The organism is Photobacterium angustum (assembly GCF_003026365.1).
GTDB lineage: Bacteria > Pseudomonadota > Gammaproteobacteria > Enterobacterales > Vibrionaceae > Photobacterium > Photobacterium angustum.
The window spans coordinates 176,455-195,187 of sequence record NZ_PYOM01000010.1; the positions used below are offsets into that span (position 1 = coordinate 176,455).

Consider the following 18,733-nt stretch of genomic DNA (forward strand, 5'->3'; position numbering starts at 1 on the left):
TCCAACAATGAGCATCTATATGAAAAACATTGAGCAGTTCAGTATTTATACCGCAAAAATATTTGAGGACTTGTATTCTCAGTTTCCAGTGCCAGTTTTTATTGATAGAGACAGAATGATAGCTATGTACTTAAAGTTCGATAGTCACGAGGAAATGCGTCAATATAGATTAAAGAGTGAGGTTGGTGATTTTTGTGAGATGGTAAATGCTCAAAATCCTGAGTTAGGTTTTTGGGGCGCTAATGAGCAAAAGAATAATGAAATAACAAAAGCTAAGTTGAAAGGCCTAGAAGATGAAAAGCGTCATGATAAGGTTGCTCAAGCAGCTATTTTTGATGGCACACTAGATTTTCTAGTTGATGAGGACTTAATTTTATTGGTGCCCAACAAAGGATATCGTTTAACCTCTAAGTCATTCTCTCACTTAAATAAAACCTTCGAAGAAGCTTCCATAAATGAACAAAGTAAATCATATATAACAGCCATAAAAACTATGTTTAGTGAAACTAAGTCAATTTCAAGGGAAGTATTGGTTGGTACTGCAATAGCGATAGTTCCGAAGTTGCTAGGTTACAGCTAACAAAGCCATCAAGTCGGATTTCAAACGGTTGGCTTTTCATTTCGCTCAATTGTAGCCAACCGTTTATGACGGAGTTACACTTATTTTTTCTAATATCTACATATCAAAATAAAGCAAGTTGCCTAACTCATTTCAGCCCAACAACGAGCTAGCTCTCTTGGCTAGCTCATATCTACCCCAAAACTTGTTAGATTAAATACTCATTCATATCTTATTAACGTGATTTTGGAATCGCCTTATTAAGCAAGTCACTCTAAATTTATCTGTTAGTAAAATATCACGTTTGGGGCTTTCATGCGCAAACACCGTCCTGATTGAATATTCTGAAACCAGTAACATCATTAACAAAATTACAACGTCAAATTTGGACTTGTTTTATATACTTTTTCTTTTAAAAGTGCCTGCTTTTCTATACAATTATCTTGAGATTCGATCACGAAGTTCGTTTATATTTTTAGGATAAATCTATGTTGTTTGCTATTTGGATTGTTTCGATTTTAGTTTGTACGGCTATAGGTTCAAAGAAAGGAAACCCTGTTTCAGGATTTATTGTCGGTCTAATTTTAGGTCCCATTGGTATAGTTTTAGCTATATTTAGCGGAGACAAAACAAGAATTAGCTGTAAATATTGCGCTGAAAAAATAAGTAAAAAAGCTGTTGTTTGTCCTTGTTGCCAACGAGATTTATGAAATGGAGGTTTCCGATTGGTTAGCTTCAATTGCAATATTTATTTCAATCATTTCTGGATGTTTTACATACAAGACGTATAAGGAATCAAAAAGATCTAACCTGATTAATGAAATAGCTATCCTCCAAAAAGATTATGATAATTTTGTTGAGCGTTACAGAAATGCATTTATTAATGCTGAAAACAATAAAGACTTCTCGCAAAGATATTTAGATGAATGTAAAAATGAAGCTGCGGAATATCAAACTAAATATTTAGAAACAGAAGAAAGACTAAACACTCTTAGAGATAAACTTAAATAATTCGCCAGTACGCATAAATAGCTTTCATGTTAAATGACCGCCCACAGTGGCGGTCTTTTTGTACCCTAAAGGTACTTTGTGAAGAAGTTACCAATACTTTTCCTAATATCAAACAGCCTGAATAGAGCTGGCTATCTAACAAAGTTTTGTCCAATAACGAGTTTGTTATTTTGACTAGCTCGTATAATGGACAAGTTAACTCTACGGATTTGTATTAATACTTGTCTCTGCTCTTTAATTTAGTTTCCAATCAAATAAGATCGTTTATATCTAATTTAAGGTAACTGTTTCTAACAACATCAGATAATAATAAACCCGTTACATTCTTTATGGTATGTAACGGGTTTAGCTTTCGATTTATATATTTTCTATCTGTTTACTTCTTTCTACGCCAATACGCAAAAATAGTAATCAAAGCTAGAAAGCCAAGCGATGAACTACCACCACCGCTGCCACCGTTATCAGGCTGTGATTCTGATTCTGGTTCTGGCTCTGGCTGTGGCTCATTATCTTTAGGTACAGACTTCCATTGTGTATTAACGTCACTCACATTGAACGCACCTTTTAGCACTTCGTTCGTTGTTTGTGCTACCGCATACACGGTATTTTTCACATCTAAACCGTTTTGGAAGTTTTGGTCAGAAGTAGTCATTAATTCGTGTAATTTGGCAAAGTCCACACTGATTGTTTTACTTGTTTCATTTTCACCAAGAGAAAAATCAATAGGTGTTAAACCAATACCGTTACCAGCAATAAATAATGTACCTGTATCTTCGGTTTTACCCGTTCGAGTTACGGTAAAATCAAATTGCTGTGTATTAATATTTTCAGTTACCGCTAATTCTAACGTGCTAGGTGTGCGGTCTTTCATAGTGTAACCGTCTTGCTGCGTACTGTTGTAGTAACGCTGCATTACTTCACCATTGGGATTTTTACTTTCATCAAGTAAAGGACAGTTAGCCGTACCTGTAATTAATGGCAATTTATCTCGTTTCCAAGCACCAGCCACCATGAGTGGTTTAGACCCATCAGCACAAACAGCAGCAGCGCGAGCATTTATATAATATGGATCATCGTTTGGATCGACAATAGTGAATTCATCTACCTCATGCAATGCACCTAGTGCATGACCAGCTTCGTGAGCAAAAATATGATAATCGCTTTCAGGGAATTGAGCACCGTACATCGTTTTATAACTCATAGCAATAAAGCGATGTTGACCATATTGGTACAATGGATCTTCATTTGGATTGAATTTAGCATCTGTTTTAGGTTGAGGCGCACCACCATAATAATTACCCTCAGCTTGAGAAATTACAACCGAAAAAAATGGTTTCTGTTGCCAAGCTAAATCTTCAAGATTACTAAACATCACTAACGGTAAACTATTTGTATTTACGCTGTCATCATAAGACTCGTAAACAACTTTATCAGCAAATAAATCGATAGTTAAACCGTTACCCTTGTAAATTTCATTTGCACTTTTAACATTATTGTAATGACTTACAGTATACAGTGAAGAATCAGGTGTCCCTTTAAACTTCTCATTCAAAATTAACTCAACACCTAAACCATTTCCTACTTCAACACTAGCTATTGCCATTGGATTAACTAACATTGCAGTTGTCGCAATTAACAGGGATTTATTAATGTAATTTTTCATCTGCCTCTCCGTTGCTATTAATTCCTTGCGTGCAAAATACAGCTTTACTTTCGCTTTTTTAACATCTGCAATCGTGCTTTTATAGTGAAAAATCAATCTAATGAAATAAGAAGTAACATTTCATTTTATTTTGCGTGACAATTCAAAGGCGGGGAAATTAATATTACTAGCTGATGTTTTGACAGCTCATTAGGCAATTAGTTAATGCGTTGTCCCATATTTATCCTAACACCTATCAACCCAGATTGAGTTGAAAGTCTAACAAGCTTTTGTCCAATAACGTGTTAGTGGAGTCGGCTGATATGTCTCTGATCTACTTTTTCTAATTTCAGTAATGTGAATTTGACATCTATTGGAGACGCGTATTCGAACTACGTCGCAGTTTTCTAATACAGAAAAAGGATAGGATTGAATTTGAAAATGAAGCTTACAGCCTGACAGACCAATTATCTTCTCCATTGCTAAAATCAAACTTAGGTAATAGGGAGATCTTAAATGAATATCTTTGAAGAAAAATTCGTTAATACCGAAATCGATAGAATCTGCGATGTCTGTGGGGAAGAATGTGATGGTCAAGCTTCAACAGCTCATCGAATTGAAAAGCAGGATAGTAATTCCAGCCATTTACATTGATGTAAAGCGCGCCAGAATTATCTACGGGTAACTTTTCTTCTGGAATTAGCGTTAACTTATTTAGAAGTGTGATAATTGTTGTTAATCGTTTATGAGCAAGCTTATCCATTCACCCTTATTATTTATGGTGTTTTCGGTCATAAAACACCTCATTCTCGTAGTCATAATCATCTTTGATTATGTTGCAGTCAGCGTTGGATGCAATAACATACGGTGCATATAGAAAAGGCGAACCACACGGCTCGCCTTTTGTTATTCAAGTGATGTTTCCAACTCGGTTATCTGTGATCAAAAAGCGAGCTATAAGGCTCGCTTTATCTATTTAGTGTTAAGTCACAAACTTAATTTCAGTCACAGACTTAATTAAGCTACTCACAAACTAAATTGTGACATGACAATAGGCTTTAGTCTTCTATATAGTTCTCAATACTTGGGCAAGAACATACAAGATTACGGTCGCCAAATACGTTATCAACACGGTTAACACTCGGCCAGTATTTCGCTGCTTTGGTGTGTGCTGATGGGAAACAAGCGACTTCACGGCTATAAGCGTGGTTCCACTCTGATTCCATCATATCTACTTGGCTGTGCGGTGCGTTAACCAGTGGATTATCGTCTAATGGCCACTCGCCAGATTGAACAAGGTTGATTTCTTCTTTAATCGCAATCATCGCGTCACAGAAGCGATCAAGCTCTGTAATGTTTTCAGATTCAGTAGGCTCAATCATTAATGTACCAGCAACAGGGAACGACATGGTTGGCGCATGGAAGCCATAATCCATTAATCGTTTTGCGATATCTTCTTCTGAAATACCAGAGGCATCTTTGATTGGACGTAAATCAATAATACATTCGTGTGCAATACGGCCTTCAGTACCACGGTATAAAACAGGGTAGTGTGGGCGAAGGCGTTCCATCACGTAGTTTGCATTTAAGATCGCAAGTTCAGTGGCTTGGGTTAAACCTTGTTCTCCCATCATCGCAATGTAAGCGTAAGAGATCGGTAAAATAGATGCTGAACCTAATGCTGCCGCAGATACGGCATATTGTAGTTCATCGCTATTTGTATCTTCAACATGTCCCGGTAAGAACGGTGTAAGGTGCGACTTAACACCAATAGGTCCCATACCTGGGCCGCCGCCTCCGTGAGGAATACAGAAGGTTTTGTGTAGGTTTAAGTGAGAAACATCTGAACCAATAAAGCCTGGGCTAGTTAAACCAACTTGCGCGTTCATGTTGGCACCATCAAGGTAAACCTGACCGCCAGCTTCATGGACAAGATCACACACTTCTTGTACTGCTTCTTCATACACGCCATGGGTAGACGGGTAGGTGATCATGATACATGACAGCGCATCACGGTGTTTTTCGATTTTGGCTTTTAGATCATCAATATCGATATTACCTAACTCATCACAGCCAACCACCACTACTTTCATCGAAACCATTGCCGCAGACGCTGGGTTAGTACCGTGCGCAGAGCTTGGGATCAAACAAACATTACGGTGGCTATCGCCATTGGCTTCATGGTAACGCTGAATAGCGATTAGACCTGCATATTCACCTTGTGCACCAGAGTTTGGTTGTAGCGAGAACGCATCATAACCTGTGATTGAGCACAGCATTTCAGATAGGTTTTTAGCTAATTCTTGATAACCTGATGTTTGTGCTTGTGGCGCAAATGGGTGCAGTTGTCCAAACTCAGGCCAAGTGACAGGGATCATTTCTGCTACTGCATTAAGCTTCATGGTACAGCTACCCAATGGGATCATGCCGTGAGTTAATGAGTAGTCTTTGTTTTCTAGCTGCTTCATGTAACGCATCATTTGTGTTTCGCTATGGTAGCGGTTAAACACAGAGTGGGTTAGGTATGCACTGCTTCGGCGACACGCTGGTGGAATAGCTGCGAACTCATCCGCGGCAATGTCATCACTGAACATCGACACTTTAAGATCTTGATTGGTAAATAAGCCAAGTAGCTGCTCGATATCTTCAGCAAGGGTGGTTTCATCAATACTGATACCCAACTTATTGCTGTATTTACGAAGGTTAATACCTGCATCAAGTGCTTTTTGATATAACGCGTTGGTTTTATTGCCTGTTTTGATTGTTAGCGTGTCGAAGAAGTGTTGGTTTTCTAGTTCAAAACCATTATTGCGTAAACCAGCAGCTAAAACTGCTGTAAAGTGGTGAACGCGACGACCAATTTTCTTTAAGCCTTCAGGACCATGGTACAGGGCGTAAAACGCAGCCATGTTGGCAAGCAGTGCCTGCGCTGTACAAATGTTAGATGTCGCTTTTTCACGGCGGATATGTTGTTCACGGGTTTGCATTGCCATACGTAGGGCTTGATTGCCTTTGGCATCTTTAGATACGCCAATTACACGACCCGGCATCGTACGCTTGTGTTTATCTTTGGTTGCCATAAAGCCAGCATGTGGACCACCAAAGCCCATAGGTACACCAAAGCGTTGAGCACTACCAATAACCACATCTGCGCCCATTTCACCCGGTGCTTTTAGTACAGTCAATGCTAGTAGATCAGATGCCACCGCCACTAATGTTTTCTTATCATGTGCCGCGTCAATGATGTCAGTAAGATCGACTAATTCGCCGTTGCTGGCAGGGTATTGCAGTAAAGCACCGAATACATCGTGTTTCGCAAGATCTTCTGCACTGCCTGTAATGATCTCAAAGCCAACGTATTTTGCACGTGTAGTAACAACATCAATGGTTTGAGGGTGAAGATCGGTTGAAATGAAAAACGCATTGCTTTTGTTTTTACCCGCGCGCTTACATAGCGTCATCGCTTCTGCTGCGGCAGTGGCTTCATCAAGCAGTGATGCATTAGCCAGCTCCATGGCGGTTAGATCCATGATCATTTGCTGATAGTTAAGCAGAGATTCTAAACGGCCCTGAGAGATTTCTGGTTGGTAAGGGGTATAAGCGGTATACCAGCCTGGGTTTTCTAATACATTACGAAGAATAACATTTGGGGTAAACGTGTTGTAATAACCCTGACCAATATAACTTTTATTGATGATATTTTTGCCAGCGATCTGCTTAAGTTCTGCCAGCATTGCCGCTTCACTTTGTGCCTGTGGTAATGTCATCGGCTCTGTTAAACGAATGGAAGCGGGAACGGTTTGCGCTATAAGCTGGTCAATACTACCGACACCTATAGTTTCTAACATTCGCTGTTGTTCGAGTGCATTAGGGCCATTATGGCGATGTGAAAAATCGTTATCGTCACTGAGAGCTTGAAGAAAAGTAGTATTGGTCATGGTTCTTTCCTGAACGTTGTCCTAATTACCATTGTCTGGCTTTAGGGATATTCATCGGTAATGCTGTAAATGGCAAAGCAACAAAGATCGAGTGTTGTACCCGATCTTTGTTTTTATAATTTAGTCTTCTTCAATTGAAGCAAGATAGGTTTCAGCATCAATTAATGTTGCCAATTCATCAGAATCGTTAAGCTTGATGGTTGCAATCCAACCGCCTTCATAAGGTTCTTCATTAACCAGTTCAGGGCTGTCTTCTAAATCTTCATTGATCGCAACAATTTCACCTGTGATAGGGGCGTAAATGTCGGAAGCGGCTTTTACTGATTCCACTAAAGAGAAGGCATCACCCGCATCTGTTGTGTCACCAACTTCAGGTAAATCAACAAATACCACATCGCCTAATAAACCCTGCGCATGAGCAGAAATACCAACCGTCACTGTTCCATCACCGTTATCACGGATCCATTCGTGGCTACTGGTAAACTTTAATGTTGATTCCATGTTTGTACTCCTTAACCCACCGGTTATATGGTTATTTGATAAAAGTTTCTTATAGTGGAACACGTTTTCAATATCTATTATGTGATTCTACGCAAACGTTTGCTATTTGTCATGTTGATTTGTTGCTAACATAGTTATACTAAGTTTAAATTTAGTTAATAAACGCTGATTTTCATCACTAAATCCATAATATTACCTATTTATAAATGGATTTAACGATAATGTATGCCTCATAGGTAACATTTTTTTAAAAAAGATCATGACTTTGTGATGTGAGTTTTATTAAGTTTCCTATAAGAAACTATGATGAAGGTCGAGGGTTATGGGGATTGAGTTGAAGAAGGAAGTGATATGACAGATGAATATATCCACGATGTTTATCCATCGATGCGGATCGAAAAAACTCAAGCCGCAGAGCATATTGCGCCTTTAAAGTTAGGTGAGAGGCTAAAAGAAATTCGTGTTTCTTTAGGTCTAACCCTTGAAGAAGCCAGTAAACGTACAGGACTTGCACGTTCAACCTTGTCAAAGATTGAAAACGAGCAAATATCACCTACGTTTCAAGCGATGCAGAAACTTGCTACGGGATTGGCTATCGATATTCCCCAACTTTTTGAACCACCTAAAACCATTACAGCCTCGGGCAGACGTGATATTACGCGCTATGGTGAAGGTCGACCTCATCCCACTTCAACCTATGAACATGAACTGCTTGCCACCCAATTAACTAATAAAAGGATGATGCCGTTTAAATCACATGTGCGCGCACGATCTTTTGATGATTATAGTGAGTGGATCCGCCATGACGGCGAGGAGTTCTTATTGGTACTAAAAGGCGAAATCACTTTTTTCTCTGAATTTTATGAGCCGATTCATTTAGTCGAAGGGGATTCAGCCTATTACGACGCGACAATGGGTCACATGCTGACATCTGTTAGTGAAGAGGATGCGTTAATTCTTTGGGTGACAGCATCTTAATGTCATCGAACGGTTTATAGCATCAACCAGTTTTACAATTACGTTACCATTTACATGGACACCAACTAGATAACGGAGTGCAACTATGTCTCAACAACTTAAGCAGACCCCATTACATGGCTTACACATTGAAATGGGAGCGAAAATGGTGCCATTTGCTGGCTATGATATGCCTGTGCAATATGGCTTAGGGGTAAAAAAAGAGCATATACATTGTCGTGATTCTGCTGGGTTGTTCGATGTATCACACATGGGGCAAGTGCGCTTAAAAGGGCAACATGCCGCTACATTATTAGAAACATTAGTACCTGTTGATATTGTTGATTTACCTGAAGGTAAACAGCGTTATGCCGTATTTACTAATGAAAATGGCGGTATTGAAGATGATCTAATGGTGACAAATTTTGGTGATCATCTTTTCCTTGTTGTGAATGCGGCCTGTAAAGAACAAGATATTGCCCATTTAAAAGCCCATTTAAAAGATGGCGTTGAATTAGAAGTGATTGAAGATCGCGCACTACTAGCCTTACAAGGTCCTAAGGCTGCGTTGGTACTCGCTGAGTTAAACCCTGCGGTTAGTGATATGGTGTTTATGGATGCGGCTAAAGTGACGTTATTGGGCGTTGAATGTTACGTCAGCCGTTCAGGGTATACGGGTGAAGATGGTTATGAAATCTCAGTACCTAATGATAAAGCCGAAGAATTAGCACGCGCGTTGCTAGCGTTTAATGAAGTGGAATGGATTGGTCTTGGGGCGAGAGATTCATTACGTTTAGAGTGCGGATTATGTTTATATGGGCACGATCTAGATCCTACGACTACGCCATTTGAAGCAAGCTTAATGTGGGCAATTACGCCAAGTCGTCGTGCTGGTGGTGTGCGTGAAGGTGGTTTTCCCGGTGCTGATATTATTTTGGAGCAACTACAAACTAAACAAGTTTCAAGAAAACGTGTTGGGTTAGTGGGGCAATCAAAAGCGCCTGTACGAGAAGGGACAAAGTTATTTGATGCTGAAGACAATGAAATTGGCATTGTAACGAGTGGAACATTTGGCCCAACGAAAGGTATTCCTGTTGCAATGGGGTATATTGCAACAGAAGCTAATAAGCTTGGTGAAACGGTATACGCTGAGGTTCGAGGTAAGAAGTTGCCTATGACGATCGAGAAAATGCCATTTGTACCCCAACGTTACTATCGTGGTTAAATAGGCATTTTGACTGAATGATTATGGCAAGACGTTTTCGTTACGTCTTGCTTATTTCTTATCGTGCAGTGACTGCTTTATAAGCCGATTGGAATAGTAGTGTAAAACCCTCTTTTGAAAGGTCTTTTACAGTCAAGCCTGTTTCATTCAAGCGGCGGTAGCACTCATTCAGTGCGGTAATGAAGAGTTCTTTGTCAATGGCGTTATTTTTTGTTGATTTCATTTTCTTCACCCTAGGTCATATCTAATCCAAACTTGCTGAATCCTTACATAAGAAACTTGAATAAAAACTGAATGAGAATGCGTACTTGCAAGTAATTGACATTAAATTTACTTTTGCGTCTAAAAAAATAGGCATTAAGGTGATCTTAATGCCTATTTTTGTGCAACTAAACCTCGATAAGGTTATTTATTGGTTAAGTAACAATATAAAAACTCAGTAATATTGGTCATATCTTCGACGGTAATAAATTCTTCCGTAGTATGCACTTTGCTCATACCTGTAGATAAATTAACGGTTTTTAACCCTTTCTCATTAAAGATATTTGCATCACTACCGCCTCCGGTAGACTTGGTAAATGGTGCTAATCCCATTTCTTTAAAACTAGTCATTATATCAATAACATGTGGGTCGTTATCAGCAATAGAGTAGGCGTTATAAGAGCGTGTAGATTGAATATCTATTTGCGCGTTATGCTTGTTTGCTGTTGTGCTGAATACATTAATCATATGCTGAACTTGAGCAGCAAGCTTATCATCGTTAAGTGAACGTGCTTCAGCGGCAAGATACAATTCAGGCATTACGATGTTTGTAGCTTGACCACCAGAGACTATGCCAATGTTAGCGGTTGTTTCATGATCTATACGTGCTAATTTCATATTCATTACAGCATCAGATGCGACTGTTAGTGCATTAATACCTTCTTCAGGTGCAAGCCCTGCATGAGCGGGTTTACCTTTAATCGTCACTTTAAGGCTTTGTTGGCCGGGCGCACTCGTTACAATCGCACCAATTGCACCGCCTGAATCCAGCACAATTGCTTTATCTGCGGTGATATACGACATATCAAAGTGCTTCGAACCATGTAATCCACCTTCTTCATGAACAGTAAAAGCCAGCTCAATTGTTTTATGAGCTTTGTTGTTTTCTTTGATGGTACGCACCGCTTCGATGATGGCAGCAATACCTGATTTATCATCACCACCAAGAATTGTGTCGCCTTTTGAGCGAATAACACCAGCTTCGATAATAGGCTCAATACTATTTCCTGGTGTTACGGTGTCCATGTGGCAGCTTAAAACAATACTATCTTCAAGTTCACCATCAAGCTTTGCAAAAAGGTTAAAACCATTAGAAATGCTTTCAGGCACAGGTAATTTAGAAACGTTAAAACCTAACTTTCCGAGTTGTTCTGCTAAGGCTTCTGAAATCGCTTTTTCGTTTTTTGATTCGCTATCGATTTTGATGAGATCAATAAAATGAGAAATAAGACGTTCTTGATTAATTGTTGTCATATTGCTTTAACCACTAAATAGGAGGAATACACAGTACTCTAATAGGAATAATGGCGAGATGATGAGGGGCTAAATCAATAAAAGTAGAGATATAAAAGTGGGGGAGTAAGTGAAATGAAAGAAGTTTGAACTGGGTTATAGAAATGAAAATGCCAAATAAGACATAGATTCACATGAATGCGGGAGCGAACCGATTGTGAATCTACATATCGCTTATTTGGCATAAATCGATAAGTTAGCTGATGTTATCAGCTAACTTAATACTAATTAGCCCCAAACGATCAGGCTGTAGTTCTTTTTACCACGGCGGATCAGAGTGTAGCGACCAAATAGTTTGTCAGCGTCTGTAAACTCATAGAATGGTTCGCTTACTTTCTCGCCATTAACCATGATTGCATTTGAGCTGATGTGTGTTTTAGCTTGACCACGAGAACTTGCAAGACCAGATTTAACTAGCACTTGTTGTAAATCATCGCCATTTTCAGCTTCAGCACTTGGCATACCATCTTGTGCTAGTTGAGCAAAATCAGATTCAGATAAGTGCGCTAAATCGTTTTCAAATAGGCAACGAGTGATGTTCTGTGCCGCTTCTAATTGCTCTTGACCGTGAACTAAACGCGTTGCTTGCTCTGCAAGAATACGTTGCGCTTCAGGTGCTTTACCACTGTTACGATCCGCTTCTTCAATCTGTTGAATTTCTTCTTCAGAAAGGAAAGTGAAAAAGCGTAGGAAACGATATACGTCAGCATCTGCAGTGTTCATCCAGAATTGGTAGAACTTGTATGGGCTTGTTTTCGAAGGATCTAACCAAACCGCACCACCTTCAGTTTTACCAAATTTAGTACCGTCAGATTTCGTGATTAGCGGTACTGTCATACCGAACACTTGCTGCTGGTTCATACGGCGAGTAAGGTCGATACCCGCTGTGATGTTACCCCATTGATCAGAACCACCGATTTGTAGTTCCATACCCATTTCTTTGTTCATACTTGCGAAGTCGTAAGATTGCAGCAAGCTGTATGCGAACTCAGTAAAAGAGATACCTACTTCATCACGGTTAATTCGTTGCTTAACAGATTCTTTGCTGATCATTTGGTTTACAGAGAAGTGTTTACCAATATCACGTAAGAATGTTAGAACATCCATATTACCGAACCAGTCATGGTTATTTACCATACGGGCAGGGTTTGTTGCATTGTCAAAATCCAAGAAAGGAGAAACTTGGCGTTGGATTTTTGTCACCCAACCTGCAACTGTATCTAAAGTGTTAAGCGAACGCTCAGTCGCTTTGAAGCTTGGATCTCCAATCATACCAGTAGCGCCGCCAACCAAAGCTACTGGATTATGACCCGCTTCTTGGAAGCGCTTAAGGCAAAGTAGAGGAACCAGATGACCTAGGTGTAAACTATCAGCCGTTGGATCAAAGCCGCAATATAATGTAATCGGACCTTTTGCTAAACGTTCGCTTAAAGCTTCTTCATCCGTAATTTGAGCGATCAGACCGCGATCTTTAAGCTCTTGAATTAAATTCAAATGATTCATGTGTTCTCCAATAATCATTTTATTTACGTTTAATTAAAAATAGGTACGGCATTATTCAATGTCAGTATCTGGTTTATTATGACTTGTAGGCCAATTAACCCCACAACAAATAATGCGATATTATTTGTTGCGACATTATATTCAATTTGATGTTGTTTACCACGAAGTTTTCTAAGGGCAAGAACAGGAAACAGAATTGCTAATATAGTCAAGAAAATTGCTGCAGCACCTAAAGCTGGAACAAAGCCATTAGGGTACACAAGAGTGAAAACCAATGGTGGCAAGTAGCATAGTACCGCAGTGATTAATCTATCTTTGGTATTATTACCATGTTTAAAGGTACTTGCCAATGAATCAAATAGTCCCAATGAAACACATAGATAAGAAGTGAACATTGCGATGGATGAGAAAGCACCAATTAGATAAATTATGTTCTTTTCTTGAATGAATATCTGCATTTGTTGAAGCATAACCCCAACATTTGATCCATGCTGTGCAATATATTGAAAACTATGGTTACCAAATCGAGGTAACGATCCGAGCATGGTTATTTCCCAAACAATGTAAACCACGAGGGGAATTAAACCGCCAGCAATAAATATATTCCGTAATGTTTTAGGATTTTCACGGCCAATATATTTAACCATGCTTGGAACACTGCCATGAAAACCAAAGGCAGTAATGAAAACAGGAATAGCAGCAAAAGCATATTTTGATGAATCGTTGATATTGACTAAAAATCGACCATGGATGAATGGGATAGTAGTAATAACAAGAGTGAAAAAGATAACAATGTTCGTACTAAATAATACGCGGTTAGCCATATCAACAGCTTTGGTACTAATAAATACAATGGTTGCAATTATCAAGGTAAATATAATCGCAATGACATGAGAGGGGACCGAAATATGGAAATAATCGGTTAAATCACTCTTGTAAATAGAGGATGCACCTGCAATATAGGCACAAGATAAAGCATAAAGTAGCAATAATAATGATAAATGTATTACCCATTTACCAGGTTTACCAAACAGATCATAAGCAATCTCTTCAAACCCTGTACCGGTTGGGTAATTAAGGCATACTTCTAATAACATTAATCCGGTATAAGTCATTACCGCCCATAAAACGGTTAATAAGATTATTGCATTATAAATACCTAAGCCTGCAGAAATTAGAGGGAGTGCAAGCATTCCTGCGCCAAGCATTGTGCCAGAAATAAGCAGTGTCGCACCAATAGCTTTTTTATTCATGACGTGTACCCTGAAAAAATACCTAATAAATATTTTTATTAGGACGTAATTAACTAGCCATCAATAACAAAAAGGCGGCGATAATTAATCGATATATTAATATCTTTCATCGTATATAGAAGAACGCCAGCCTTTAAAGGCTGGCGTTTATTTTCCTTTTTAAGCAGCGGTATGTGCTAATTTTTGTTTATTTTCTTCATCAATAATTTCACTTAGAAGATTTGTGAATACATCACGAAGGTTATTCCAGTAATTATTGAAACGGATTTCATCACGTAGGAAGTGAGTCATTACCGCTGAACGAAGAATGTAAACAGAACCTACAGTATTCCATTCGTCTTCACTAAAGCCACGGCTTTCAGCGTATAGACGAGGAGTTTGACCGTATTCTTCTTCTGATAGAGAAGTAGAAGAAGTTAGGAAGTCTTTAGTGTAAGTACGGCCTGTTGCGTAAGAGCATAGCTCGTAGATACGTTGGTTTAGGTGGTTGTGTGCATCAAGACTATCGTTGTCGATTTCTTTGAAAGTAAAGTCAACCATGTGGAAGTCAGGGTGCATTAGAGGACGAACCTCAAAGCGACGACCGTCAATAACAAATGGTTCAGCCGTTGCGAGTTTCTTCGCAAACCAGTCAGCAGTCACAATACCACGACCAATCACATGACCATAACCACTTACGTTTAGTGGTACTAGGCGATGTGCAGCCCATACCGCAGCGGCAGTTGCACCTGCTTTTGAACCTTCCATGATAGAAGAACCTAGAACAACTTGCTTATCAGCTTCGTTCTCATCATCCGCTTCTTCGAATACGTAAGCGGCGTGGTATGAAATCAAGTCAACAATACGCTTGTCTTTCATTGCTACTGCGCCAGCTGCGTACTGGATGAAGCCCACTTTATGTGGATCGACAGTGATAGAGTCAGCTTCTGACATAGCGTGGAATGCGTCATACACTTCACGTTTTGGCCAGATAACACCTTCAGGAATGATGTCGTCGTTACGATAACGTTCGATTAATGCGTCGTATTCCATGAATTCGTTGTTGTCATCAAGGAACATTGAACGTACATAGCCACCGTAAGCAGCATCAACGTGAACGTAGAAAGATGAACCGTATTTCTCTTCACACTCTTTACGAAGTTTCATTACTTCATGAACGGCATCGATAGAACCTTCCTCGGTAGTACCAACAACAGATACCATACCTAAGATAGGTGTACCTTCTTCCATTAATTTGAAGGTTACTTCACGCATTTTTTCAACGTCTGTACGGTAGTTACCATCAACGTCTAGTGGAACAATGTGCTCTTGACCTAGGCCAAGTACGTCCATTGCTTTCATCCATGAATAGTGTTTAGAACGTGGAACAAGGAATTTACCAAGTTTACCCGCATCAACACCTACGCCACGTGCTGTTAATGCACGAACTTCTTCAAAGATACCGCGTTTTTTCAACTCATCAGTAAGATCTAAAATATCTTTAGATTTCATGTTTAAAAGTTGATGCTCAGTCATGCCTTCTACAAGGTCTTTTGACTTGTCACATGCAGCGATTGCTAGAGGCATTGTTTTAAGGTTACGAGCAACCCAAACACCTTCATAGTTTGCAACAGTACCGCCAGAAGTAATGTGCGCCCATGATTTATTCACATCGTAACCAAACATGCGGCATAGGTCATGACCTGCTTCTAACTCAAGCTCTGTAGTCACAGGAGAGGCTTCATGTGCACAGTTGTTTGGGTTGTAAAGCATGGTCATCACGTATGCAAGGTTTGATACCATTAGCGTATCTGCGTTCATGTGGCCTAAATAGCGAGGAGAGAACCAAGGCACTGATTTAGTTTTAAGGCGTGCAGATAGCCCCTGTAAGATACCTTCTGTACGATAAAGTGTATCGCGGAAATCTGGTTGGTGTTGCATTACAGGGTTAAGCATAGGTGCATCTTCTGGGTGGAAGTCTGAGCGCCAGTGCATGTGTTCACTAATTGCGTAATCCATCATTTCTTTGAAGAATACTTGGTTTTCTGATTTTGGACCTAGGAACAGTGCATCCACATTCATTTTTTCGCTCATAATAAAACCTATTTTATCTTTAATATTGAAATACTATTTCTGCTTATATTTTTTCTCTTCAGAGAAGAATATGTCAGAAAGAAAATTAAATTAGTTTTAACAAATAATGGTTTAAAACTGGGCTGTAAATAAAAGTGTAACCATCAGGAGAAGCAGAAGTAGAATAGGGAACCACTACTTCTCCTGTTTATTTGTTTTGTCTTTTTATTTGATGAAAAATAAGACTTAGTTTGCGTGAGTTACTGGCGTTGCATTATCCGCTTTAGCTCGGTTTGAATATTTACCCCAAGCGTAAACAACAAGTGGAATAATAATCATGATAACTAAACCAAAGAACTGGAAGTTAAAGTAACTGTTTGCAGTACCGTCATAGCTTGATGGTGCTTTGAAGCCGAAGTAACCTGCAAGTAGACATGTTGCAATACCTAGACCTGAACAGATCCACATACCAATGTTACCGCCAGGAACTGTAAAACTACGTTGTGCGTCTGGACGCTTGTAGCGTAGGTAAATCGCAGCAGAGAACATAAGTAGGTAAGCAACGATATAAACAAGAGATGTTAGACCTAGAAGCATAAAGTAGAAGGAATCTACGTTAGGCATTACACAAATAAGCACACCCACGATTGAGATTAGGATAGCTTGTAAGTAAATAAGGTTAACAGGTACACCTTCTTTATTTGTCTTTTGAAGTACTTTAGGTAGTGCACCAGCGTTTGCTGTTGCTTGAAGACCACGAACAGGACCTAAAACCCAAGAGTTAACTTGACCTGCAAGACCGATAGCCATACATACAGCCATAATAGGTGTTAACCAGTCTAGACCCCACATATCAAAGTAAGTCTGGAATGCTTGAATAAGACCTGCTGTCATTGAAATGTGCTTAGTTGGAATACCGATGAAGATTGCAAAAGAACCTACAACAGAAACGATAACCACAAATAATGCAACTAAGAACACTGCGATAGGGTAGTTACGTTCAGCGTTTTTAACGTGAGAAACGTTAGATGCTGATACTTCCATACCCATAACAACGAATACGAAGCCAATGAATAGTGCCCAAGTACCCTTATTTGATAAATCAGGAATAAGGTTTGCAGTTGTTAATGAAAGGTCAGTAACAATTGGATGACCACCGACTAGGTAAGCGATAGCACAGGCTACAAGTACAAAGAAAGGTAAGAATACACCTAAAATCACACATAGTGTGGATACCCAACCGAGTGTTTTAACACCACGCATATTACCCAATGTACATGCCCAGTAAACCACTAATATAACAGCAAGAATGTACATTTTATTTTGTGCTAACGCAGGGTCAAAGGCGTAGGCAAAAATTGCACCGACAATCATCAAAATGGATGTCATGCCAAAAACCATTTGAATCCATTGCATCCAGACTGCAACAAATCCCATACGTTCACCAAATGCTTCGCGAACCCAGATGAAGATACCACCATCTTCTGGGAATGCCGTTGCAAGTTCAGCGGAGACAAGTGCTGTTGGAATCATAAAACAGATTGCAGCAGCTAATGTTAAGAAGATCGTCATCATTCCTGGCTGCGCTGTCATAGGGAGTGTACGAACACTCATAACAACCGCAGCGGTAATCATGACGAAACTGAATACGCCAATTTTAGCGGGAGAAGCGTTGGTGGAGCTAGCCATTGTAGACCTCAAAATCTATCAGTTAAGCAGTAATGATATAAAAACATCCAATTCTATAAATTATAGTAAATATCGATATTTTTAGTTACCGCGTTCAAAAATCGATTTTTATGGTAGTGACCAAATGTAATTTTGTGAAGCGAATTTAGTTCCAAATTCCGATTGTTTAATTTGCATTTTTAAGCAATTTACGAATTAGGAATAATTGTATAATGAATAAATTTGATATGCTCCTGTGCACCTAGTGGCTATTTTTGGTTTTTAATGAGCAAAATGATTAACAATCCATGTTAATAGGCTGGCTAACAGACCTGTTATTGCCGCCATGAAGAACATTACAGCAGGAGAAAAAATGTAGAGGGAAATATAGTATTCGTGCGATGCGCTAATTAGGTGTAAAGCATAAGGTATTGTAATAGATAGAAAAGCTATAGAAACCCATGTGAAGAATAACAACCATGCAGAATATGATTGGACAGTGATGAGTGTTTTGTTATGAAAATATTCATAGTGCTTAATGATAATATATAAACATAACAGAGGTAGAAGTGACCAAAAAATAAGCGCAAAACTAAAGACACTATGCTGTGGGTGCCAATTAAACATAAGTATATTAATAATAAAGATGCTAATAATTGAATATGTTCGGTAAGTCATCGTTTTAAAAGAGAAATTAGATATTTATGGACAAGATTATATTGATCTGTTTGAATCAATACCGCTACACCGCGCATAAAATGAAGAAGAGCTGTTATTTCTAAATATTATGGTAATAAATAGGTCGTTTAGCGCGTTTATATGTATTTTTAACTTTATAATATGCCATATCCGAATTTATTTGTGCGAATG

General features: G+C 39.1%; 15 protein-coding genes. 6 read left to right on the forward strand and 9 right to left on the reverse strand.

Going from position 1 to position 18,733, the window contains the following annotated elements; genetic code table 11:
• The first annotated feature begins 19 nt into the window (after positions 1-19).
• From CTN01_RS12390 to CTN01_RS12400, 3 genes are all read left to right on the forward strand, one after another.
• Positions 20-580 carry a hypothetical protein gene (locus tag CTN01_RS12390; protein ID WP_244156063.1) on the forward strand — a complete coding sequence of 187 codons (561 nt, stop codon included), beginning with the start codon at positions 20-22 and terminating at the stop codon, positions 578-580.
• A 467-nt stretch (positions 581-1,047) separates the two neighbouring features.
• A complete protein-coding gene (locus CTN01_RS12395) occupies positions 1,048-1,269 on the forward strand; it encodes a hypothetical protein (protein ID WP_045149330.1) in 222 nt (73 codons plus the stop codon).
• 1 nt (position 1,270) lies between these two features.
• Positions 1,271-1,570 (forward strand): hypothetical protein, encoded by a 300-nt coding sequence (locus tag CTN01_RS12400; RefSeq protein ID WP_045149329.1) that lies wholly within the window; start codon positions 1,271-1,273, stop codon positions 1,568-1,570.
• 376 nt (positions 1,571-1,946) lie between these two features.
• Here CTN01_RS12400 and CTN01_RS12405 read toward each other — a convergent pair whose 3' ends face one another.
• The gene (locus CTN01_RS12405) at positions 1,947-3,233 is read right to left on the reverse strand and encodes a zinc-dependent metalloprotease family protein (protein WP_107342163.1); all 1,287 of its coding nucleotides are present in this window, start codon (positions 3,231-3,233) and stop codon (positions 1,947-1,949) included.
• A gap of 495 nt (positions 3,234-3,728) precedes the next feature.
• Between CTN01_RS12405 and CTN01_RS22785 the strand changes: the two genes are divergently transcribed.
• A complete protein-coding gene (locus CTN01_RS22785; protein WP_155395448.1) occupies positions 3,729-3,866 on the forward strand; it encodes a hypothetical protein in 138 nt (45 codons plus the stop codon).
• A 404-nt stretch (positions 3,867-4,270) separates the two neighbouring features.
• Here the strand turns inward: CTN01_RS22785 and gcvP are convergent, their stop codons facing one another.
• Positions 4,271-7,150 (reverse strand): aminomethyl-transferring glycine dehydrogenase, encoded by a 2,880-nt coding sequence (gcvP, locus tag CTN01_RS12410; RefSeq protein ID WP_107188323.1) that lies wholly within the window; start codon positions 7,148-7,150, stop codon positions 4,271-4,273.
• A gap of 120 nt (positions 7,151-7,270) precedes the next feature.
• Positions 7,271-7,651, reverse strand: a complete 381-nt coding sequence (gene gcvH, locus CTN01_RS12415) for a glycine cleavage system protein GcvH (protein ID WP_045148770.1) — start codon at positions 7,649-7,651, stop codon at positions 7,271-7,273.
• Positions 7,652-8,002: 351 nt separating this feature from the next.
• On the opposite strand from gcvH, the gene CTN01_RS12420 reads away from it, so the two are divergent.
• Positions 8,003-8,629, forward strand: a complete 627-nt coding sequence (locus CTN01_RS12420; protein ID WP_045081979.1) for a helix-turn-helix domain-containing protein — start codon at positions 8,003-8,005, stop codon at positions 8,627-8,629.
• 85 nt (positions 8,630-8,714) lie between these two features.
• The gene (gcvT, locus tag CTN01_RS12425) at positions 8,715-9,833 is read left to right on the forward strand and encodes a glycine cleavage system aminomethyltransferase GcvT (RefSeq protein ID WP_045148772.1); all 1,119 of its coding nucleotides are present in this window, start codon (positions 8,715-8,717) and stop codon (positions 9,831-9,833) included.
• 58 nt (positions 9,834-9,891) lie between these two features.
• On the opposite strand, the gene CTN01_RS22790 is transcribed toward gcvT, so the two are convergent.
• The 6 genes from CTN01_RS22790 to CTN01_RS12450 all read right to left on the reverse strand — a co-directional run bounded on the left by CTN01_RS22790 (position 9,892) and on the right by CTN01_RS12450 (position 17,884).
• Positions 9,892-10,056: a hypothetical protein gene (locus CTN01_RS22790; protein ID WP_005365615.1), complete on the reverse strand. Its 165-nt coding sequence runs from the start codon at positions 10,054-10,056 to the stop codon at positions 9,892-9,894.
• Positions 10,057-10,238: 182 nt separating this feature from the next.
• Positions 10,239-11,348, reverse strand: coding sequence for a M20/M25/M40 family metallo-hydrolase (locus tag CTN01_RS12430; protein ID WP_045148773.1), 1,110 nt, complete (start codon positions 11,346-11,348; stop codon positions 10,239-10,241).
• A 267-nt stretch (positions 11,349-11,615) separates the two neighbouring features.
• Positions 11,616-12,890, reverse strand: a complete 1,275-nt coding sequence (gene tyrS / locus CTN01_RS12435; RefSeq protein ID WP_045081981.1) for a tyrosine--tRNA ligase — start codon at positions 12,888-12,890, stop codon at positions 11,616-11,618.
• A 29-nt stretch (positions 12,891-12,919) separates the two neighbouring features.
• Positions 12,920-14,143, reverse strand: coding sequence for an amino acid permease (locus tag CTN01_RS12440; RefSeq protein WP_045148774.1), 1,224 nt, complete (start codon positions 14,141-14,143; stop codon positions 12,920-12,922).
• A 159-nt stretch (positions 14,144-14,302) separates the two neighbouring features.
• Positions 14,303-16,216, reverse strand: coding sequence for a pyridoxal phosphate-dependent decarboxylase family protein (locus CTN01_RS12445; protein ID WP_045148775.1), 1,914 nt, complete (start codon positions 16,214-16,216; stop codon positions 14,303-14,305).
• 225 nt (positions 16,217-16,441) lie between these two features.
• Positions 16,442-17,884: an APC family permease gene (locus CTN01_RS12450; protein ID WP_005365602.1), complete on the reverse strand. Its 1,443-nt coding sequence runs from the start codon at positions 17,882-17,884 to the stop codon at positions 16,442-16,444.
• Positions 17,885-18,733 lie beyond the last annotated feature (849 nt).

Excerpts from the sequence above, each read along its gene's own strand:
- CTN01_RS22790 (WP_005365615.1), bottom strand. The coding sequence starts at position 10,056 with ATGAAATCAACAAAAAATAACGCCATTGACAAAGAACTCTTCATTACC.
- tyrS (WP_045081981.1), bottom strand. The coding sequence starts at position 12,890 with ATGAATCATTTGAATTTAATTCAAGAGCTTAAAGATCGCGGTCTGATC.
- gcvP (WP_107188323.1), bottom strand. The coding sequence starts at position 7,150 with ATGACCAATACTACTTTTCTTCAAGCTCTCAGTGACGATAACGATTTT.
- CTN01_RS12405 (WP_107342163.1), bottom strand. The coding sequence starts at position 3,233 with ATGAAAAATTACATTAATAAATCCCTGTTAATTGCGACAACTGCAATG.
- CTN01_RS12445 (WP_045148775.1), bottom strand. The coding sequence starts at position 16,216 with ATGAGCGAAAAAATGAATGTGGATGCACTGTTCCTAGGTCCAAAATCA.
- CTN01_RS12440 (WP_045148774.1), bottom strand. The coding sequence starts at position 14,143 with ATGAATAAAAAAGCTATTGGTGCGACACTGCTTATTTCTGGCACAATG.
- CTN01_RS12450 (WP_005365602.1), bottom strand. The coding sequence starts at position 17,884 with ATGGCTAGCTCCACCAACGCTTCTCCCGCTAAAATTGGCGTATTCAGT.
- CTN01_RS12430 (WP_045148773.1), bottom strand. The coding sequence starts at position 11,348 with ATGACAACAATTAATCAAGAACGTCTTATTTCTCATTTTATTGATCTC.
- CTN01_RS22785 (WP_155395448.1), top strand. The coding sequence starts at position 3,729 with ATGAATATCTTTGAAGAAAAATTCGTTAATACCGAAATCGATAGAATC.
- CTN01_RS12420 (WP_045081979.1), top strand. The coding sequence starts at position 8,003 with ATGACAGATGAATATATCCACGATGTTTATCCATCGATGCGGATCGAA.
- CTN01_RS12400 (WP_045149329.1), top strand. The coding sequence starts at position 1,271 with ATGGAGGTTTCCGATTGGTTAGCTTCAATTGCAATATTTATTTCAATC.
- gcvH (WP_045148770.1), bottom strand. The coding sequence starts at position 7,651 with ATGGAATCAACATTAAAGTTTACCAGTAGCCACGAATGGATCCGTGAT.
- gcvT (WP_045148772.1), top strand. The coding sequence starts at position 8,715 with ATGTCTCAACAACTTAAGCAGACCCCATTACATGGCTTACACATTGAA.
- CTN01_RS12390 (WP_244156063.1), top strand. The coding sequence starts at position 20 with ATGAAAAACATTGAGCAGTTCAGTATTTATACCGCAAAAATATTTGAG.
- CTN01_RS12395 (WP_045149330.1), top strand. The coding sequence starts at position 1,048 with ATGTTGTTTGCTATTTGGATTGTTTCGATTTTAGTTTGTACGGCTATA.